This window comes from Mesorhizobium sp. B2-4-6, assembly GCF_006442775.1.
Lineage (GTDB): Bacteria > Pseudomonadota > Alphaproteobacteria > Rhizobiales > Rhizobiaceae > Mesorhizobium.
Map to the genome: position 1 here is coordinate 190,601 of NZ_VFVI01000006.1, position 19,680 is coordinate 210,280.

Sequence of the window (19,680 nt, forward strand, 5' to 3'; positions counted from 1 at the left end):
GTCGCGGCCTCATGGCGGCGAAGCCCACCAGCCGCACGGCCGGGCACCCGGAGCGCGAGCGTAGGGTTCGATGGCTAAGGCCGGCTATTTTGTCTCGCGATGGAAAGGCGCGGCCCGCGCCGCTGGAAAATAGTTGGCCGCCGCCATTGCCCGGCCGGCCGGCTTGTGGGCCGATCGCCCTCTGGAAGGCCGGGGCGCGGTCCTCTCCGACGGCTGGCGCATCCTAGGGGCATGGCGAGCCGCACTACACCGGTTCCCCTGCCGGCTATGCCGCCAGCGCCATGAAGCGGGCGACGTCCTGCGGCGCGACCTGGAACCGAGCCTCGCTGCGAAGCGCCTCGATGCCAAGGGTGCGGAGATCATCGTTGAAATCCCCAAGCTCCGGCGAGACGACGATCGCCTCGATCCCGGCCGCGTTGGCACGTTCGATGAGGGTGTCACGCGCCCCGTCACCGGCCGGATCGTTGTCGCGGACGATGTAGAGCCGCCGCAGTGCGACGGGGAACAGGATGGCTGCGAGATGCGCGGCCGAGAGCGCTGCGAGCATCGGCATATCGGGAAGGACTTGCCGGAGCGACAGAACGGTTTCGATACCTTCGCCGGCCGCCAATACATCGCTTGCCGTTCCGAAGCGGACCGCGTTACCTAGAAAATCGCCCATTGCGCGCCGCGGCGTTTCGATTGGAGCCTTGTCCAGACGGCGCGGATCCAGCCAGGTGCGATGCGCCCCTGTGATGTTGCCTTGGAGGTTGGTGACGGCTGCAATCATTGCGGGCCATGTTTCGATCGGCGAATGCTCGTCGGGGCGATAATAGCAGCGCGGATGGTAGTGCAGGCTTCCGGTTCCGCGTAAGTCCAAAATGCCGCGTGCCCGTAAATAGGCCTGTACGAGCGTGCCGTTGATCGGCTGCGACATGCGGACCAGCCGTCGGGCCCCTTCCGGCAAGCCACGCGGTGCCGGACACGGCTGATCGTGGTCACGGGCTTCCGGTCCCGGTGGCGGCATGCTGAGGAAGGCCCGGGCCTCCTCAGTTACGTCCCTGAAGTCTACCAGACCGCAGCTCTCGCTGATGACGTCCAGAAGATCGCCATGCTCGCCGGTCGCGGCGTCGGTCCATTTGCCGGCGAGACCGTTCGGCGTGTCCTTGAGGCGGACATACATCGAGCGGCCCGGCGTGTTGCGCACGTCGCCTACGAGCCAGTAACCACCTTCGCGACGGCCGGCAGAGAGATAGTGGCGGCAGACTGCCTCGGCGCGTTCGGCGAGACAGCGCGCAAGATCATGCGGGTTTTGCGCCATGGTCGTTTCCCATACGAAAAAGGCCCGCCGTCGCCGGCGGGCCAGTCTCGCAAGTCGTTGACGGTTATTCGGCCGCGATCGCGTGAGGATCGTCTTCGTCCGCCTCATTCTCCGCGATCGGCTCGTTTTCGGCCATGGTCGTTTCGCCGCCGATGGCCGTCGATTCATCCCCGACTTCGACAGGTTGCTCGGTGGCCGCAGAGGCAGCGTGCGTCACTGGCTGACCGACGGTGCGGAGCGGCTCCGGCAGCCAAACGGTGTCGGCCAACAGGGTTTCCGCCTCGGCAGCCATGTCGCCTTTCTTCAGATGCTCGATCCGATCGGCGGCGCGCTGGCCTTTCGCCTGCGCGACTGCCTGCAGAATGCGCGCCTTCGTCACGCGGCCGAGGAAGTTGTCCACGGTGGGCTTCCAGCCGGCAGCCGCCATGTCGAGATCGACGGCCTGCGCCAGCTGATCGGCATGGGCGAACGCCCGCGGCCGCCTGTTCCATGGCTCGTACACGGCATTGATCGAGAGGCTGATGATATGCGCAAATAAACCGGCCCGGCTGTCGCCGTCCCACTCGTGCAGTGCGTCCCAGAGATCTGCCGATTCCTTCGGAAGCGCCTTCGCCCAGCGTTCGTGACGCGCGCGGATCGCCTCGGCCGAGGCGCTGTCGTTTAGCCGCGGCGCCTGCGTGCCAAAGCTGACGCTCTTCAAATCGAGTTCGAGGCAGCTATCCGAGCCGTAGTGGTAGAAGGTCCTGAGCGTAAGGACGTGCAGGGCCGCGAGGAAAGCGACGTCTCGCCGCTCGCCGAGCGCGTGGCGCAAGCCCAGCGTCCGGTGTGAGGTCAGTTCGGTCATCAGGCGATCGGAGATCGGCGAAAGGCCCTCGCCCTCCTCCGCCTCGGCTTCAGGCTCGGCCTTGTCGACCGCCTCGGCGCCCTCGTATCTGGCGGCCGCGGCGTGCTGGTCCTCGCTGTTCGCGGACAGCTCGGATTCTGGCTCGGCCGTCACCTCATCCTCGGGCCGGACATAGCCACGCTCAACGCGAAGCTGGCCTTCGACGCCGATGCTGACGAAGGCGCCCGCCCGGGCGACCTCGGCGGCGTCGAACACAACGGGCCGGCTGTCGAAGCCCTCCAGGACCGTTTCTAGTTCCGACAGGCGTTCGTCCACTTCGTCCGGCAGTTCGTCGGCGTCCTGATACTCGTCGGATAGCCGGTCGAATTCGGCTCGGAGCGCGTCGCGGCTCGCTTCCTCATCAGCGGTCAGCGGAACGGTCTCACCGCGAAGCTGGCGTAGGCCAAAGGCGTGGCCGTAGGCGAAGTCGGGCGCGACGTCGATCCACTTCCAGCCCTCGGCGGCCACCGCTTGCGATTCCGCCTTGAGCTTGTCGGCCACCATCTGGTCGACGAGCGGGACATCCTGCAGCCAACCGCCATCGTCGCCCTGGAACAGGTCGCGCAGCACCGTGCCGCCCGCCGCCACATATGCGTCGAGGCCGATGAACTGCGCCCGCTTGTCGGAGGCGCGGATAGCGCCCTCGGTCAGCATGCGACGGATGACAAAGGGCTGCTTGTCGTAGGCAGCCTTCAGGCGTTCGAATACCTGCTCCTGGCGCTCATGGTCGCCCGAGACGGTGAAAGCCATGAGCTGGTCGAGCGTCATGCCGTCATCGGCATAGATCTCGAGGAGCGTCGGCGAGACCGACGCCAGCTTGAGGCGCTGCTTCACCACGTTGACCGAGACGAAGAACGCGGCAGCGATCTCTTCCTCGGACTGGCCCTTCTCCCGCAGCGCGAGAAAGGCCCGGAACTGGTCGAGAGGGTGCAACGGCGCGCGCTGGACGTTCTCGGCGAGCGAGTCCTCCTCGGCGATGCCGCTGTCGCGAACGATGCACGGCACCGGGGCGGTCTTGGCGAGGCGCTTCTGCTTCACGAGCAACTCCAGCGCCCGATAGCGCCGGCCGCCGGCTGGGATCTCGAACATGCCGGTCTCAACGCCAGCCTGGTCGACGACCGGGCGAACGCTGAGGCCCTGCAGCAGGCCGCGGCGGGCAATGTCTTCCGCCAACTCCTCGATTGAGACGCCGGCCTTCACACGCCGGACGTTCGATTGGGACAAGACGAGCTTATTGAAGGGGATGTCGCACGAGGGCGAAAGGGTGATCTTCTGAACGGCACGTGCCATCGGGATGTACTCCGCGACGGGCGGCCGAAAGCCTCTCTCTCGACCTCCAACCCGTCACGAAGCGCAGCGCCGCCCTCTCACTCTGGAGGGCAGCGCCGCAGAACCGACGAGACGGAAAGCCAGAAGGTCACGGAGCCTGAGACGCGCCGTTCCGCATCTCAGATTCTCCCCGGGATCAGGCTGCCCGGTCGAGCAGCTTCTTTGCCCGCGTCTCCAGGTCGAGGCGTACGTCCTGGTGGGGCTTGTCGCGCGCGACGGCAGTGATGCCCTGCACGAAGTCGAAGACGCTCTCAGGTTGGCGCCCTTCCTCGGACAGCACGGTCTCGATGATCTTTGCCGTCTCCGTCTTCGAGAACCCTCGCTTGCGTAGGAAATCGCTACGATCCTCGTCGGTGCGGGCAACGATCTTCTCCCGCGCCGCCCTGATGCCGTTGACGAACGGCATGGGCGAGGAGTTCGCAAAGCGGGTGAGCGCCGGCGCCGCCTCGTGGGCGAAGCGCGACGAGGCATGTTTGGAGTGGCGGATGGTGATCTCCTCGAAGTCCTCGACGCCCCAGAGATTGCGGTTTTGGCAGACGGCGCGGAGGTAGAAGCTCGCCATGCCGAGCGTCTTGGAACCAACCTCGGAATTCCAGCAATAGAAGCCGCGAAAGAAGAGATCCGGCGCGCCGTGGGGCAACCGACCTGCCTCAATCGGATTGAGATCGTCGACCAGAAACAGAAAGACATCGCGGTCACTTGCATAGAGCGTCGTGGTATCCTTCGTCACATCAACCCTGGGATTGTATGTGCTTGATGACCAGTCCAAGATGCCTGGAACTTTCCATCGCGTGTCGCCGGTGCCGTTGCCTGCAATGCGCTGAACGGCACCAACCAGCTCATGGTCATGGATCCGGCCGTAGTCGACACCGGTAACGGCGCGGAGTTCCATGCGACCGTTGTCTGTCTCAAGCGTCTTGATCTGCTCGGCTCGATGTGTGGCCAAGCCGTATTGAAGATTGATGCCGGCCAATGAGGCCGGGAGCTGGCGCAGGTAGGTCGCCGGCGCGCCGATCAGGCCAGCAAGTTGCCCAAAGCTCCAATGGGTCGGCGCCAATGGCTCGGCTGAACCAGGCAGGACAAGCGACAGGCGCTCAGCATTGTCACGGCTCGCTTCGACACGAACCGCCGCGGTCTCAACGGTCCGTGTTCTGCTTCGTTCGCTGCGGGTTTGCACGGACGCGAACAGATCTGACAACGAAAGAAACTTTTCATCGTCAGGTCGGGAAAACCATTCCGACGACACGCGACCGATACGCTGGCCCCGACCGACATCGACTTTGTAACCGCCGTTGACGTCACGAGTTGCATCCAGGAACTCAACATTGCTCATCGGTTATCTCCCTGACGGACGACCGAGAGCCTCTCCCTCGAACCCAATCCGTCACGACACAGACCGACCTGACTTTCACTCTAATTTGGCACTGCGGGGCGGTTCGGCTCACCACGCGGGTCGCGTGGCGGAGACCGGTGCGAGAAGCGCCCGAGCGCCGCCGACCGTCACTTTTGATTGACAGTCCACTTGCCGAAAGACGGCGCCTAAGGATAACGGCGTATAAACCGCAATCCTGTGCGCGCCCGTGACAATGACGATTGTCGCGCGCAGGACGGAGGAAATTCGCCTCCGCCGCGGGCGGTGATCAGGACAGCCGTAGGAGCGTCAGCATAGCGCCGGCCGCAGGGGCGGGACGCGGGACCGACTGTCCCCGCCTGCGGTGGTCCGCATGAGGCCTGTGGATGGCCATTCCGCATCGTGACATATCTGTGGTGCGTCCCTGAGTATTCTGTCGGACGCCTGCTGCTACATCTCGACCTGGATCGTCCGCGCGTGGACGCCGTCCTAAATGCACGCCATCGCCGCCGCCTGCCGGCCGAGCTAAAGCTCCACCTTTCGAGTATTTTGTGTAGTATATTCAATGGCTTACGGGGAAGCCCGATGGTACCGACTATTCCAGATTTTCCAGCCGTCATTGCAACGTTCGGCACGTGCCAACCTATTGCGAAAATCGTCGCCCAACTAAATTGAAACAAAACGAGCGACTGTCCGAATTGCACGCCGAGGCGCGCTGGTGTCCGACAGGGAGCAACGGCGGCTTCCATCTTTCCAGATCTATTGCTCTCTATCTCCTCATTTGAATCAGAGGAGATGCAATGTGAGCACTCACGCGATCACGCCGATCAAGAAAACGATCCGGCGGCGGGAACTGCGCGAGATCGTGCCTTTGGCCGATAGCACAATTTACGAAATGGAGAAGCGCGGTGAGTTTCCGCGCCGCTTCGCGCTGACCCCTCGTTGCGTCGTTTGGGACTTGGCCGAGGTCGAGGCGTGGTTGCGGGCTCGCCGGGCGGTCCCTATCGAGCGCGCCAAAGCTCCCGATGTAAATTTGCGAAAGACCGCTCCTGTCAAAGGGCTGGATCGGGCTCAAAGCCGGTCATCGTAGGCGGAACGAGCACGACCGGCCGTTTCCTTCCTTCAGCCCATGCCTCTACGATGTCCGACCACTCTTGCATCATGTGCCTACGCTGAATTTCATATTCGGCTTTGTTGTAGACGCCGCGCGACGAGCGCCCGTCCTCGTGGGCCAGGCTCTTTTCTATCCAGTCGCTATTGAAGCCCAATTCATTCAGCAGGGTTGAGCCCGTCCGCCGGAGGTCGTGGACGGTGAACGGCTCAAGTGGCAGGCCCTCGTTATTAGCCTGTTCGGCGACCGAATAAGTCACGCGATTGAAGGTTGCGCGCGACATCGGCGCATCCGCATCGTAGCGAGATGGCAGCACGAAACGCGAGTTGCCTGAACAGGTTTTCAGCGCAATGAAGATATCGAGCGATTGCCGTGACAAATAGACATTGTGAGCCTTCGATCGCTTCATCCGCTCCTTGGGGATGGTCCAAACCGCGTTTTCGAAGTCAACTTCATCCCAAGTCGCGTCCTGAAGTTCGCTCTTCCGCACCATCGTGAACAGGATGAGACGAAGGCCGAGGCGAATGGTCGGTAAGGTGGCGACCTTCTCCAGCATCTTGAGCATCACGCGGATTTCAGATGGGGAGAGCGAGCGATCTCTCGGAACAAAATTGGCGATCGATGCCGGGCCGACGTCATCGGCCGGATTGGGCACCTTCTCGCCATGAAGGATGGCAAAGCCGTAGATTTGCTTGAGAATATCACGGACGTGGATTGCCGTGGCAGGCGCTCCGCGTTCGACGATCTTGGCACACTGGGCGCGAAGGTCGTCCGGTGTGATTTCAGTCAGCAGCCGATTGCGCCAAATCGGCAGTAGCTCGCGATCGAAGATTGAGCGCCTCATCGATCGAGTGCTATCCGCCATTGGCGCGGAGCTCAGCCACTTCTCACCAAATTGGCCAAAGCTCCTGGCTTCCTTCAGTCGGCGCTTCTGCCGCTGCTTCTCGATAGCGGGAGATTGACCATCCCTCACCGCGCGACGCGCATCGAGGCACTTCTCCCGCGCCTGGGCCAGAGAGATGCCGTCGCGGCCGTATTTACCAAGATAGACGGTCTCGCGGCGGCCATTAAGCCTGTAATCGAGGCGGAACGAGATTGCGCCACTCGGCATCACGCGGACATACATGCCGTCACGGTCCGCCACTTTGTAGATTTTTTCTTTTGGTTTCAATGCCTTGAGAGCGGCATCCGTCAGCATCCCGACTGCCTTTCAAAAAGTACCGTCACAGGTTTTTGGAGGGTTTCAGACAGGAATTCTTCTTTATTTTCAGCATCTTGAGCTGAAAAAAGTACCGTCACTAGCCCTATGGACCGCGACGGTACTGTCAAAAATTTCGTTTGGCAATATGTCGGAGGGCCGTCAGCCGGTACCGCAAAGCCAAAGAGTGTGGGCCGATAGCCAGCGAACGTCTTTGGCCGAAAACATTTTTGATTTCAGTGACTTAAATCAAAGTCTGGCGCAAATTCGGCGACGTTGGGATGGGCCTGAATCATTCCCACTCGATTGTGCCGGGCGGCTTCGAGGTCACGTCGTAGACGACGCGGTTGATACCCTTGACCTCGTTGATGATGCGGGTGGCGGCCGCACCCAGGAAGTTCATGTCGTAGTGGTAGAAGTCGGCCGTCATCCCGTCGACGGAGGTCACGGCACGCAAAGCGCAGACGAATTCGTAGGTGCGGCCGTCGCCCATGACCCCGACCGTCTGCACCGGAAGCAGCACCGCGAAGGCCTGCCAGATCGCGTCGTAGAGTCCGGCCTTGCGTATCTCGTCGAGATAGATGGCGTCGGCCTCGCGCAGGATCTCCAGCTTCTCGCGCGTGATGCCGCCAGGGCAGCGTATGGCGAGGCCGGGACCGGGGAACGGATGGCGGCCGATGAAGCTTTCGGGCAGGCCGAGCTCCTTGCCGAGCGCCCTCACCTCGTCCTTGAACAGTTCGCGCAGCGGCTCGACCAGCTTCATGTTCATGCGCTCGGGCAGGCCGCCGACATTATGGTGCGATTTGATCGTCACCGACGGGCCGCCGGAGAAGGAGACGCTTTCAATGACATCGGGATAGAGCGTGCCCTGCGCCAGGAAATCGGCGCCGCCGAGCTTCTTCGCCTCGTCCTCGAACACTTCGATGAACAGGCGACCGATGGTCTTGCGCTTCTTTTCGGGGTCGGCCTCGCCTTCCAGCGCCGAGATGAAGCGGTCTGAGGCGTCGACCAGGATCAGCGGCAGGTTATAGTGCTGGCGGAACATCTCCACCACGCTTGCCGCCTCGTCCTTGCGCATCAGGCCATGGTCGACGAGGATGCAGGTCAGCTGGTCGCCGACCGCTTCGTGGATCAGAAGTGCGGCGACCGAGGAATCGACACCGCCCGACAGCGCGCAGATGACCTTGCCCTTGCCGACCTGCTTGCGGATCGTCTCGACCGCGTGCTCGCGATAGGCGCGCATCGTCCAGTCGCCCTCGATGCCGGCGATGTTGTGGACGAAGTTCCTGAGCAGCCTGGCGCCGTCCGGCGTGTGCACCACTTCCGGATGGAACATGATGCCGTACATCTTGCGCTCGATATCGCCGAAGATGGCGAAGGGCGAGCTTTCCGACTTGCCGAGCACCTTGAAGCCCGGCGGCAGTTCGATGACGCGGTCGCCATGGCTCATCCACACCTGGTGGCGCTGGCCGGGCGCCCACAGGCCTTCGAACAGCGGGCTCTCCTTCTCGATCTCGACGAAGGCGCGGCCGAACTCGCGGTGGTTGGAGCTTTCGGCAACGCCGCCCATCTGCACGCAGAGCGCCATCTGGCCATAGCAGATGCCGAGCACCGGCACGCCGGCGTCGAAGACGATCTGCGGCGCGCGCGGGCTGCCGATATCGGTGGTCGAGGCCGGACCGCCCGACAGGATCACCGCCTTGGGATTGATGCGCTTGAAGGCTGCTTCGGCCGATTGGAACGGCACGATCTCGGAAAAGACGCCGGCCTCGCGGATGCGGCGGGCGATAAGCTGGGTGAACTGGCTGCCGAAATCGACAATCAGTACGGTGTCGGTGTGATTGGCTGTCGTCGTCATGGCGAGCCTTTAGAGAAAGAAACGAGTCGGCGCAATGGGCTCAGCGCTGCGGCTTTCCGTCCTTTTTGGCCTATCCCAGCCGGATCGCGCCGGAGACGACCGCCTGCTCCAGCAAGTCGATGGCAGCGGCCAGCTTCTCGTCGATCACGTGCAGATATTCCGTCCAGTCGTTGACGTGCCTGAGATCGGCCGCGCCGTCGGAAATGCCGCGCAGGCCGACTAGCGGCACGCCGAACAGTTGGCAGGCGCGCAAGCAGGCGAAGGTCTCCATGTCGACCATGTCCGCATCGATGGCATCATAGGCGGCGCCGGAAATGATCGCGCCGCCGGTCGAGAGCGAGGCGGCCTTGACCCCCGGGATGACGAAAGGCAGCGGCACCGTCACCGGTAGGTCGAGGAAAGGCGTCGCGCCCTTCTCGAAGCCGAGCGGCGAAGCGTCCATGTCGCGATAGCTCACCGACACGACCTGGTAGATCTCGGCCTGTTCCAGCTTGCGGCTGCCGGCCGAGCCCAGCGAAACGACCAGGTCCGGAAGCGCTCCCTCGGCCTTCAACGCCGCCAGCTCGGCGCCCAGCCTGACACCGGCCTCGACCGGGCCGACGCCGGTCATCAGCGGCGTGAACAGGTTTTTCAGGTGCGGGCCGTATTCGGCCTCGACCGCCATGACGAAGAGAACCGCCTTGCCGGCAATCTGAACTGCACCCGCCATGGATTAGCCTTCTATTCCGTCGCGGCCGACCACCGTCATCATCGTGCCGGTCATGGTGGCGATCAGCTTGGCCTCGCCGTCGCCGGCGAAGGCATAGGCTTGGCCGTCGGCGACGATGATGGTGCGGCCGGGTTTGGTCACGGAACCGCGGAACAGGAACCGCTCGCCCCTGCCCGGCGCCAGGAGATTCACCTTGAACTCGATGGTCAGCACGCTGGAATTCTGCGGCATCAGTGAAAATGCGGCATAGCCGCAGGCCGAATCCAGCGCGGTCGAAATGACGCCGGCATGCAGGAAGCCATGCTGCTGGGTAAGCGAGGCGGAATAAGGCATCTCGATCTCGATGATGCCGGGCGTCACCAAGGTCAGCTCGGCGCCGATCGTGGCCATTGCCTCCTGCCGGGCAAAGGACGCCCTGACGCGTTCCTCGAAGTCGGGAGCGGGTACGATCTTGGCTGCTGCCATGGCGCTTCGCCTCATATTTGCTGGCGAAGCTTATTGCAGAGCCAGGCAAGACAGGCAATCTTTTATGTTGCAGCGCAGCAAAGGGCGGACATCCTCAGGCAGTCCGGCGCAAGGCGTGGAAATAGAACCCGTCAGTGCCGCTCAGCGCCGGGGACAGCGAGATGCCGCCGTCTTCGGCGATACGCGCGGCCCCTTCATGGCCAGGGAAGCGGCCATCCCAGAGCTGACGATGATCGACCGGCGCGAAGCCCTCATGGCGCTCGCGGAAGGCCGCGACCTGCTCGCCGTTCTCGGCATCGAACACCGAACAGGTGATGTAGACCAGCAAGCCGCCCGGCTTGACGAAGGCTTGCGCCGTGTCGAGGATCGCCTGCTGCTCTCCCTTGCGGGCATCGAGCTGCCTTTCCGTCAATCGCCATTTGGCGTCGGGCCGTCGCCGCCAGGTGCCGCTGCCGGTGCAGGGCGCGTCGATCAGCACGATATCCATGTGTTTGGTGAGGGGCGCAAGCTCCGCGGGCTTGCTGACGACCTGGACGTTGCGGTTGTGCGAGCGGCGGATGCGCTCGAAGATCGGCGCCAAGCGCACCTTTTCCGCGTCATGGGCGAAGAGCTGGCCCCGATTGTCCATCTCGGCCGACAGCGCCAGCGTCTTGCCGCCGGCGCCGGCGCAATAGTCGAGCACCTGCATGCCGGGCGCGGCGCCGGCAAGTGCCGCGGCAAGTTGCGAACCCTCGTCCTGCACTTCGAACCAGCCTTTCTGGAAGGCCGGCTCGGCCTGCACGTTCGGGTGCCGGCCGTCGCCGTCGATCGGCGGAATACGGATGCCGTGCGGCGCGATCGCCGCGGGCGCGGCACCTGTACCCTCAAGCTCGGCCACCACCTTGGCGCGATCGGCCAGGAGCGTGTTGACCCTCAGGTCCAGCGGCGGGCGTTGCGCCAGAGCGGCGCCTTCCTCGACCCAGGCGTCGCCATAGGCTTGCTCGAGCAGCGGCGCGCACCAGTCCGGGATATCGGCGCGCACCACGTCGGGCGCGTCGGCGAGCCGGCGCCCGGCCGCCGCCTTCAATTCGGACGCGCTGAGCAGCGGCGGCGCGAATTTGTCGCCGTCCAGTGCATCGTTGAGCGACTGCGCCGTCTGCCCCCACTCCAACAGAAGCGCGCCAAAGCCGATGGCACGCGGCATGTCCTCGCCGAACAGCCAGCCGGCGGAGCGCTTGCGGCGCAGCGCGTCATAGACGATGTTGCCGATCGCCGCGCGATCGCCGCCGCCGGCGAAGCGATGCGACAAGCCCCAATCGCGCAAGGCATCGGCCACCGGCCGGTGGCGCCGGTCGACGTCTTCCAGAACCTCTATGGCCGCTGCCAGCCTTCCGCCCAGTCGCATTCCGTTTTCCGTTTACACCACAAAATTGGCTCCAGTCCGCTCTTAAAGCGTTTCAGGCCCGGATTGAAAGAGTTCTGTTCGCGTTGGCTGTGAAACCACGTTTCAAACCGGGCGATTTCGCCGAACGGTTTTCAAAACGGGGCGGCGCCGGAAAACATGAACAATACGCCAGAATATGAAAGGTCTCCAATGTCTTTGACTGGCGGTACAAGCAAGCTCCTTGGCTTAACCTCTCGGCTTTCCAAGTGTTGTCCGCGGGAATACTCTTCCGGCAGTGATTCGCGGTGCGGGAAACGCGCTTTGACGGGTCCTATGAGGAGAGGGCAATGAAGACTTATCTGGCAGAAGTTCTCGGCACGTTCTTGTTGGTGTTCATCGGTACGGCTTCCGTGGTCACGGGCGGTTTCGGCGGCGCGCTGCCGCTCGGACAGGAAGGCATCGGCCTGGCGTTCGGCATCGGCCTGATCGCCGCGGCCTATGCGATCGGCCCGATCTCGGGCGCGCATCTCAATCCGGCGGTGACGCTCGGCGTGTTCCTGGCGGGGCGGATGCCGGCCAAGGACGTCGTCCCCTACTGGATCGCGCAGATCATCGGCGCCATCATCGCCTCGCTGGCGCTGTGGATCATCGTTTCCGGCCAGGCCGGCGGCCACACCGGCGGCTTCGGCGCCAATGGCTGGGACGAGACGAAATGGGGCATGAGTTCGGCCTTCCTGTGGGAGCTGATCGGCACCTTCACCTTCGTCACCGTGATCCTCGGCGTCACCAACGCCAAGCACACCACGGCCTTTGCCGGCCTGGTCATCGGCCTGACGCTGGCAGGGATCCACTTCGCCATGATCCCGGTGACCGGCACCTCGGTCAATCCGGCGCGCTCGATCGGCCCGGCGCTGTTTTCGGGAGGTGCCGCGCTCAGCCAGCTTTGGCTGTTCATCGTCGCGCCGCTGATCGGCGGGGCGATCGCCGGCGTCGTCGCCAAGGCCGGCATCTTCGAAAAAGACTGATAGTTCTGGATAAATGCAAAAAAAGGCGCGGGCATGACCCGCGCCTTTTTCGTTGGGAGGATACGATCTTACTTCGTGGCGATGTCGAAGCGGTCGGCGTTCATCACCTTGGTCCAGGCCTTGACGAAATCCTTGACGAACTTCGCCTTGGCGTCGGCCGAGCCGTAGACCTCGGAAAGCGCGCGCAGTTGCGCGTGCGAGCCGAAGATCAGGTCGGCACGGGTGCCGGTCCACTTCACTTGCTTGGTCTTGCGGTCGCGCGCTTCGTAGACCTCGTCCGAGCCCGGCTCTGAGCCGGCCGCCGGATCCCAGACGGTCGCCATCGAGAGCAGGTTGACGAAGAAGTCATTGGTCAGCGTGCCCGGCCTGTCGGTGAAGACGCCGTGCTTGGAGCCGCCGACATTGGCGCCGAGCACGCGCAGGCCGCCGACCAGTACGGTCAGTTCGGGCGCCGTCAGCGTCAACAGTTGGGCGCGGTCGACCAGCATCGCTTCCACCGACATCGGCAACCTGCCTCTGCTGTAGTTGCGGAAGCCATCGACGGTCGGCTCCAATGCCGCGAAGGAGGCGACGTCAGTCTGCTCCTGCGAAGCGTCCATGCGGCCCGGCGTGAAGGGCACTGTCACCTCGGTGCCGCCGTCCTTCGCCGCCTTCTCGATAGCGGCGACGCCGCCGAGCACGATGAGGTCGGCGAGCGAGACCTTCTTGCCGCCGGTCTGGGCTGCGTTGAACTCCTTCTGGATGGCTTCCAGCTTGCCGAGCACCTTGGCGAGCTTGGCCGGCTCGTTGACCTCCCAATCCTTCTGGGGCTCAAGCCGGATACGGCCGCCATTGGCGCCGCCGCGCTTGTCCGAGCCGCGGAAGGTCGAGGCCGAGGCCCAGGCGGTCGAGACCAGCTCGGAAACCGACAGGCCGGAGGCCGGGATCTTGGCCTTGAGCGAGGCAATGTCGGCCTCGCTGACCAGCTCGTGGTCGATGGCCGGGATCGGATCCTGCCAGATCAGCTCTTCCTTCGGCACGAGTGGGCCGAGATAGCGCACGACCGGGCCCATATCGCGGTGGGTGAGCTTGAACCAGGCGCGGGCGAAGGCATCGGCAAACTGTTCCGGATGCTGGTGGAAACGGCGTGAGATCTTCTCGTAGGCCGGGTCGAAGCGCAGCGCGAGGTCGGTGGTGAGCATCGCCGGCGCGTGACGCCTGGAGGGGTTGTGCGCGTCCGGAACGGTACCGGCGCCGGCGCCACCCTTCGGCGTCCATTGGTGGGCGCCGGCCGGGCTCTTCGTCAGCTCCCATTCGTAATTGAACAGATTGTCGAAGAAGTTGTTGCTCCATTTGGTCGGCGTCGTCGTCCAGATGACTTCGAGGCCCGAGGTGATGGCGTCGCCGGCGATGCCGGAGGCATATTTGCTCGACCAGCCGAGGCCCTGCGCCTCGATGCCCGCGCCTTCCGGCTCGGCGCCCACCAGCGAGGCGTCACCGGCGCCGTGCGTCTTGCCGAAGGTGTGGCCGCCGGCGATCAACGCCACGGTTTCCTCGTCGTTCATGGCCATGCGGGCGAAGGTCTCGCGGATGTCGCGCGCCGCGGCGATCGGGTCCGGCTTGCCGTTCGGGCCTTCCGGATTGACGTAGATGAGGCCCATCTGCACGGCGCCGAGATGGCCGCGAAGCTCGCGGTCGCCCGAATAGCGCTCGTCGCCAAGCCATTTGGTTTCGGAGCCCCAATCGACGTCTTGCTCCGGCTCCCACACATCGGCGCGGCCGCCGGCGAAGCCGAAGGTCTTGAAGCCCATCGATTCCAGCGCGACGTTGCCGGTGAGGATCAGAAGGTCGGCCCAGGATATCTTGCGGCCGTATTTCTGCTTGACCGGCCACAGCAGCCGGCGCGCCTTGTCGAGATTGGCGTTGTCCGGCCAGCTGTTCAGCGGCGCGAAGCGCTGCTGGCCGGCACCGGCGCCGCCGCGGCCGTCGCCGATGCGATAGGTGCCGGCGCTGTGCCATGCCATGCGGATGAAGAGCGGCCCGTAATGGCCGAAGTCCGCCGGCCACCAGTCCTGCGAATCCGTCATGACCTTGTGGAGGTCTGCGACCACCGCATCGAGGTCGAGGCTCGCGAACTCCTTGGCGTAGTCGAAATCTTCGCCCATCGGGTCCGACAGGTTCGACTGCTGGTGCAGGACAGCAAGGTCGAGCTGGTTCGGCCACCAGTCACGGTTGGTCCGGCCGGCGGATCCATGCGCCACGGGGCATTTGCCAGCGCTGTTGTCGTCGGTTTTGGCGTCCATCTTAGTCTCCGATTCTGCCGAGGTTTTTTGCCGAGGTTGAATTTTGCCGAGGTTGATTTTTCCCGAAATTCTCGGGGGCGGCCGCTGGCCGCGCCAACCTGGAATGATTCCAGACTAGGCCGGCCAGCCGATAAAGACAAATTGCCTTTCCTGTTTCATTTGATAGGATTTTCTTATGATTGGCCTCACTGTCCGGCAGATGCAATATTTCGACGCGCTGGCGCAAACGCTGCATTTCGGCCGCGCCGCGAAGCTTGCCGGCGTCAGCCAACCGGCGCTTTCCGCGCAGATCGCCGAGATGGAAGAGCGGCTGAACTGCCTGTTGTTCGAGCGCGGCGGCAAGACGGTGCGCATGACCGACGAGGCGCTTGCCTTGCAGCCGCGTATCGAGCGCATTCTGGCCGACATACGTGACGTCGAGACGACTGCCCGGCGCGGCCGCCTTGCCATGGAGGGACGCTTCCGGCTGGGCATCATCCCGACGGTCGCGCCCTACCTCCTGCCGCATGTGCTGCCGGAGTTGAGAAAGCACTACCCTTCCCTCCAACTCGAGCTGCGCGAAGCGGTGACCGCGTCGCTGGTCGAGGACGCGACGTCCGGCCGGCTCGACGCCTTCATCGCGGCCTTGCCGCTCGATCAGCCGAAAATCGTCACCGAAGAACTGTTTCCCGACCGCTTCTTCCTCGCCGTTCCCGCCGGCGATCCGGCCTTCGCCTCGCCGCCGGTGCCGCCCGAGAGCCCGGCGCTGGAGCGGCTGATGCTTCTGGAGGAAGGCCACTGCCTGCGCGAGCAGGCCCTGGCCGTCTGCGGAAATGTGCGGCCGGTGGCGATGGCAAGCTATGGCGCGACCAGCCTGACGACGCTCTTGCAGATGGTGGCGCATGGGCTCGGCGTCACGCTGGTGCCGGAAATGGCGGCAAGTGCCGCCGGCGTCATGCCGGATCTGAGGGTCGTGCCGTTCCAGGAGCCGATGCCGCAGCGCATGATCTGCATGGCCTGGCGCAAGAACAAGGTGCGCCAGGACGAGTGCGTGGAACTGGCGAGGATCATACGCGGGCTGGATCGGGCGGTGCTGGGGGTGTGAGTCCTTCTCTCACCGGCCCATCAGCGCGTTGCGGTGACCGTAGATCTGCCTTAGCCTGGTGTCGATGATCTTGCCGACAGCCTGCGGGCTGTGGAAAGTCTCCATGAATAATTTTCCCTTGGCCCCGACGGCGATCGCCTTGTCGCGATTGTCGGCGAGCGAGGCCATAATGCGCGCGGCCTCGTCGAGATCCGGATCGGCCCATTGCTGACCGCTTACGAAATAGGGGTACTGATCCGGTTCGACGTCGATCAATCGGAACGGAACGGGAAAGCCGGTCTTGTCGCTGACAAAATCCCTGCTACCCGAAAAGTCCGTGGCTACCACCGCTTTGCCGAAGGCCATCGCTTCGGCGATTCCGAGGCCAAAACCCTCTGAGCGGTGCAAAGAGACGAAGACGTCGCAGGAGGCGGTCAGGCAGTGCATTGCGGCGCGCGTCAGCACCTTGTCGATCAGCACGATCCTGCCGTCGCCCTGCGCCAAGCGGCGAATGGCGGCCAGGATATCGTCCTTCTCGGCGCTTTGCCCCATTGTCTTGATGACGAGCGAGACATTGCGCTTCCGGTCGGCCGCGAACGCCCGCAAATAAGCCTCAAGCACCGCTCCGGGGTTCTTGCGGGCGGGGTAGGATGAGAAGTCGAAGGCGAACAGAAACGCGGTGGCGTCATTCGGTATGCGAAAATGGCCTCTGTCCGGCCGCACGTCGGACGGCACCGAAACCGAGACCGGTATATGGATCACCTCGCGGTCGATGCCTGAGATGAATGCGTCCGCGACAAAGCTCGTAGGCGCCCAGATTTCGTCGACCTGTTTGAGGCCCTCGATCCATCGCGGATGGATGCGCGGCAGTTCCCAGAAAGGGCGGATAACGTTGTAGCGGTTGTGGAGCGCGCCGGTGCCGACGCCGCGCACGGTCGACATCAGCATGTCGGCGTTGACGCAAAAGACATTGACCGATTTCGATGGCGTATCCGTCAGCCTGTTTTCGAGCGTCCGATCCTTCTGCGAGGAACGTACCTGCTCGTCGAAGTTCACGACCTCATAGCTGACGCCGGCGTTCTCGATCGAGCGGGCCAACGACCGCATGGCCTCGCCCATGCCCATCTCCGCGAACGGGTAGCCGATCAGCGAAACGCCCTGCCCGAGCGGTACCGATCCGCCGCCGAAGGCAGCGGGCCAGGCGCGCCGGAACAAGGCGTCGAGGAAGCGCTTGCGGGCGGCCGGCGGGATCCGCCGGTAGAGCCATCTAATCCTGGGCTGAAGCTTCATCATCAGGCGATAGCCGTGCCGCGCCAAGCCCGTGCGGAGCCGCGAATTCCTTGCGGTGAGCCTGTCCTGGGCGCCAAGGTTGGAGAGCTGTTTTGCCACGCCTTGCACGAACGCCGCGGGAACTCGGGCGTCCGCCGCCCCTTCCCTGACAAACCATTCAGCATAGCTCAGTTGCGAGTCGCTGCCACGCAAATCAAAATAGGCCTGCACGTCCGGCCGCGTCTCCCAGAATGCGTACATAAACCGCGTGATCGCGCCACCGGGATTGGGAATGAGGTCCGCCGGGCGATTGAGACCGGCGGGCAAATCCACGAAAGGATCGCCGGAAAACGGTTCCAGCCGTTCGCGAAAAAGCCGCCGGGCGGCGTTCGGAATGCCAGTCCCGTCGGCGAAGGTTCCGAAGCCGTATGGGATCGATGCGAAACGCTCCAGGCCGAATTCTTCGAGACGGGCATGGTAGTCGTCGACAAGGCTTTGCAGTTCGGGCGTGCTGCCAGGCTTCCATCGTCGCTGGTGCTTTGACAGGATTGATCGGTCGCGGGGAACCACGCCGCTGAAATGGAAAAAGGCAAGCGGCACGCCGTTGACCTTGTAGACATCGCCATGCCGCTCGATCGTGCGGGTGTCGAGGTTCCAATAGGCGACGTTGTAGGCCGGGTTGCGCAGGATATGCGTTCCAGGGCCGTAGGCCGGCCATAGGTCGACGAACTTCTGGTCGACGAAAAGGCCGTCCGCGAGCCGGCTGGTGACGCATTCGGTGCGCAGTCGCGTCGCCCACCACTTCAGCAGTTGAAGCGTCTCTGGCGTCTTGGCCAGGGCCATGAACCCCAGATTGTAGACGCCCGCCCGCATGAATGTCAGGTCGTTCGGGCTGTCGGGGTTGAGGTTCGGCGCCAGCGCGTGCGGAGTGAGAACCGCCGATGCTCCCTGGTCCAAGGCATCGAATATCTCGTCGAAGCGGCGGTATGCGATGATGTCGGGGTCGAGATAGACGACACGGTCATATCCTTCGGCAAACAAGCGGCGAAACACAGTCGGCTTAATCGCCGTGTTCAGTTCCATGACGTCGTAGCGGAAGCTAAAGGCGCGGCGATCCGGCAGATCGAGATCGTCGAAGAAGACGCAAGCATCGAACTCCGGGAAATCCCCGCCGCTCAGGCAGTCGCGCCTTGTATCGGCGATGGCAATTATGCGTGCAGTGTCCGGATGGTATGCCGCGAGCGAGGCGGCAAGCGCACGCGCATAGTGGAGGTAGTTCCAGGACGAGATCGTGAAAAACGCGGTCCGTGCCACATCAACTCCAGGTCCCGGACTGCCTTCGACTTGCGGTCCACACTTGAACCGGGACGTGAGACCATATCGACCGGCCGAACGCAAGCCGGCTGTGGCTTTGCGGCAGCGTCCGTCCGGTTTCAATATCCCCAAACAGCCGGCAGGTCGCGGCCGACGAACTCCGCCGCGGTCCTGATCTCCGGGGCAAAAAGACTTTTCAGTTCTGCGACGAGGTCTTGCGCAACCGTCAGCCGTTCATCCGTCGCCCGGTTTTCCCACGCTCGTTCGCTCACCTTGACACCGAGGAACGACCGCAGGTCCTTATGCCATCGGCCTCGCTGCCAGAACCTGCGCGGCTGCAGCAGATCCTCATAGAGCAGGACCAAGATCTGCTCCCTAGCAAAGCAATCGTGGAACCGCTCGAGATTGCGCCCGTAGAAGGAGTGGGTGATGTTCAGCGCGGCCGAATACCAGGAATTTGGCTTGAACGCGCCGGCCTGCAGATCGGAAAGGCCCTTGCGGATGTATCCGTTCATGTCAAGCTGAAGGTCGGGAGCCAATAAAGCGTCGTCGATCGTTTGCCGCCGCATGTGAGAATATTGCGAAACGATGCGCGACAAAGGCTCGCGCAGTGTGACGATGATCCTGGCGTCCGGATTGTACGACTTGATGCGCGCAGGCACCCGTTCATTCGAGAAGTAAATCGGTGAGATGTCGGCGATGTATCGATGTCGCGCGCGGGCGTCGGCGAAATGCAGATCGTAAAGTTCCTCGGTTAGTTCCGGCGTGATGCCGAAGCCGTTGACCTCTTTTTCCTCCGGTACAAAAACCTGCCGCGTCTTGGCCAACATAGCGGCCAGGCTGCTGGTAGCCGTGCGTGGCGCCCCGACGCCAAACAGATTCACCCGCCGGGCATCGTCCATGCCGTTCGTTCGCAAACCTGCCGCAGAAGTGCTTTGGTCGCCCATGACCTCTCCACTGCACGGCGTCGCAATCAGACTTCAAGATGCATAATGTCTGTTTGAACAGTTTGTTCTTGGAAGCCGCGGTGGGGTGAGGGCGCAGGCAAACCTCATTCCGAGACCGAGGGCTGCAAGATGGGTGCGGCGTGCAGTCTTTTGTTAATGCGCGGAAACAGCTGTTGAAGCATAGGAGCCGCGCCGATATAGGGCTGCCAGGTG

14 protein-coding genes are annotated in these 19,680 nt (G+C 63.4%); 3 read left to right on the forward strand and 11 right to left on the reverse strand.

Translation table 11 applies throughout. The annotated features are described in order from the left end of the window. Positions 1 to 265 precede the first annotated feature (265 nt). The 3 genes from FJ957_RS17660 to FJ957_RS17670 form a co-directional block, all read right to left on the reverse strand. On the reverse strand, positions 266 to 1,300 hold the full coding sequence (locus tag FJ957_RS17660) for a toprim domain-containing protein (protein ID WP_140833443.1): 1,035 nt from the start codon (positions 1,298 to 1,300) through the stop codon (positions 266 to 268). A gap of 64 nt (positions 1,301 to 1,364) precedes the next feature. Beyond that, the gene (locus tag FJ957_RS17665; protein WP_140833445.1) at positions 1,365 to 3,473 is read right to left on the reverse strand and encodes a ParB/RepB/Spo0J family partition protein; all 2,109 of its coding nucleotides are present in this window, start codon (positions 3,471 to 3,473) and stop codon (positions 1,365 to 1,367) included. A gap of 175 nt (positions 3,474 to 3,648) precedes the next feature. Beyond that, positions 3,649 to 4,845 (reverse strand): DUF932 domain-containing protein, encoded by a 1,197-nt coding sequence (locus tag FJ957_RS17670; protein WP_140833447.1) that lies wholly within the window; start codon positions 4,843 to 4,845, stop codon positions 3,649 to 3,651. 820 nt (positions 4,846 to 5,665) lie between these two features. Between FJ957_RS17670 and FJ957_RS17675 the strand changes: the two genes are divergently transcribed. Continuing rightward, entirely contained in the window at positions 5,666 to 5,953 is a 288-nt protein-coding gene (locus FJ957_RS17675; RefSeq protein WP_140833449.1) for an AlpA family phage regulatory protein, read from the forward strand. On the opposite strand, the gene FJ957_RS17680 is transcribed toward FJ957_RS17675, so the two are convergent. From FJ957_RS17680 to FJ957_RS17700, 5 genes are all read right to left on the reverse strand, one after another. Beyond that, the gene (locus FJ957_RS17680) at positions 5,916 to 7,172 is read right to left on the reverse strand and encodes a site-specific integrase (RefSeq protein WP_140833451.1); all 1,257 of its coding nucleotides are present in this window, start codon (positions 7,170 to 7,172) and stop codon (positions 5,916 to 5,918) included. The two genes, FJ957_RS17675 and FJ957_RS17680, sit on opposite strands and share 38 nt — an antisense overlap. A gap of 292 nt (positions 7,173 to 7,464) precedes the next feature. After that, positions 7,465 to 9,030, reverse strand: coding sequence for a glutamine-hydrolyzing GMP synthase (guaA, locus tag FJ957_RS17685; protein WP_140833453.1), 1,566 nt, complete (start codon positions 9,028 to 9,030; stop codon positions 7,465 to 7,467). Positions 9,031 to 9,100: 70 nt separating this feature from the next. Next, the gene (locus FJ957_RS17690; protein ID WP_140833455.1) at positions 9,101 to 9,739 is read right to left on the reverse strand and encodes a 5'-methylthioadenosine/S-adenosylhomocysteine nucleosidase; all 639 of its coding nucleotides are present in this window, start codon (positions 9,737 to 9,739) and stop codon (positions 9,101 to 9,103) included. 3 nt (positions 9,740 to 9,742) lie between these two features. Continuing rightward, complete coding sequence (locus FJ957_RS17695) at positions 9,743 to 10,204, reverse strand: PaaI family thioesterase (RefSeq protein ID WP_140833457.1); 462 nt, start codon at positions 10,202 to 10,204, stop codon at positions 9,743 to 9,745. A gap of 94 nt (positions 10,205 to 10,298) precedes the next feature. Then, the gene (locus FJ957_RS17700) at positions 10,299 to 11,588 is read right to left on the reverse strand and encodes an RsmB/NOP family class I SAM-dependent RNA methyltransferase (protein WP_140833460.1); all 1,290 of its coding nucleotides are present in this window, start codon (positions 11,586 to 11,588) and stop codon (positions 10,299 to 10,301) included. Positions 11,589 to 11,914: 326 nt separating this feature from the next. On the opposite strand from FJ957_RS17700, the gene FJ957_RS17705 reads away from it, so the two are divergent. Beyond that, entirely contained in the window at positions 11,915 to 12,592 is a 678-nt protein-coding gene (locus tag FJ957_RS17705; protein WP_040997556.1) for an MIP family channel protein, read from the forward strand. A 68-nt stretch (positions 12,593 to 12,660) separates the two neighbouring features. Here FJ957_RS17705 and katG read toward each other — a convergent pair whose 3' ends face one another. Continuing rightward, a complete protein-coding gene (katG, locus tag FJ957_RS17710; RefSeq protein WP_140833462.1) occupies positions 12,661 to 14,874 on the reverse strand; it encodes a catalase/peroxidase HPI in 2,214 nt (737 codons plus the stop codon). A 175-nt stretch (positions 14,875 to 15,049) separates the two neighbouring features. On the opposite strand from katG, the gene FJ957_RS17715 reads away from it, so the two are divergent. Further along, positions 15,050 to 15,958 (forward strand): hydrogen peroxide-inducible genes activator, encoded by a 909-nt coding sequence (locus tag FJ957_RS17715; protein ID WP_140833464.1) that lies wholly within the window; start codon positions 15,050 to 15,052, stop codon positions 15,956 to 15,958. A 9-nt stretch (positions 15,959 to 15,967) separates the two neighbouring features. Here the strand turns inward: FJ957_RS17715 and FJ957_RS17720 are convergent, their stop codons facing one another. Then, positions 15,968 to 18,520 (reverse strand): glycosyltransferase, encoded by a 2,553-nt coding sequence (locus FJ957_RS17720; RefSeq protein WP_140833469.1) that lies wholly within the window; start codon positions 18,518 to 18,520, stop codon positions 15,968 to 15,970. 119 nt (positions 18,521 to 18,639) lie between these two features. After that, positions 18,640 to 19,467: a sulfotransferase gene (locus FJ957_RS17725; protein WP_140833471.1), complete on the reverse strand. Its 828-nt coding sequence runs from the start codon at positions 19,465 to 19,467 to the stop codon at positions 18,640 to 18,642. Between the last annotated feature and the right edge of the window lie 213 nt (positions 19,468 to 19,680).

Bases quoted from the DNA above. Each gene is read 5' to 3' on its own strand.
- FJ957_RS17725 (WP_140833471.1), bottom strand. From the start codon at position 19,467: ATGGGCGACCAAAGCACTTCTGCGGCAGGTTTGCGAACGAACGGCATG.
- katG (WP_140833462.1), bottom strand. From the start codon at position 14,874: ATGGACGCCAAAACCGACGACAACAGCGCTGGCAAATGCCCCGTGGCG.
- FJ957_RS17700 (WP_140833460.1), bottom strand. From the start codon at position 11,588: ATGCGACTGGGCGGAAGGCTGGCAGCGGCCATAGAGGTTCTGGAAGAC.
- FJ957_RS17660 (WP_140833443.1), bottom strand. From the start codon at position 1,300: ATGGCGCAAAACCCGCATGATCTTGCGCGCTGTCTCGCCGAACGCGCC.
- FJ957_RS17665 (WP_140833445.1), bottom strand. From the start codon at position 3,473: ATGGCACGTGCCGTTCAGAAGATCACCCTTTCGCCCTCGTGCGACATC.
- FJ957_RS17690 (WP_140833455.1), bottom strand. From the start codon at position 9,739: ATGGCGGGTGCAGTTCAGATTGCCGGCAAGGCGGTTCTCTTCGTCATG.
- FJ957_RS17715 (WP_140833464.1), top strand. From the start codon at position 15,050: ATGATTGGCCTCACTGTCCGGCAGATGCAATATTTCGACGCGCTGGCG.
- FJ957_RS17705 (WP_040997556.1), top strand. From the start codon at position 11,915: ATGAAGACTTATCTGGCAGAAGTTCTCGGCACGTTCTTGTTGGTGTTC.
- FJ957_RS17695 (WP_140833457.1), bottom strand. From the start codon at position 10,204: ATGGCAGCAGCCAAGATCGTACCCGCTCCCGACTTCGAGGAACGCGTC.
- guaA (WP_140833453.1), bottom strand. From the start codon at position 9,030: ATGACGACGACAGCCAATCACACCGACACCGTACTGATTGTCGATTTC.
- FJ957_RS17670 (WP_140833447.1), bottom strand. From the start codon at position 4,845: ATGAGCAATGTTGAGTTCCTGGATGCAACTCGTGACGTCAACGGCGGT.
- FJ957_RS17680 (WP_140833451.1), bottom strand. From the start codon at position 7,172: ATGCTGACGGATGCCGCTCTCAAGGCATTGAAACCAAAAGAAAAAATC.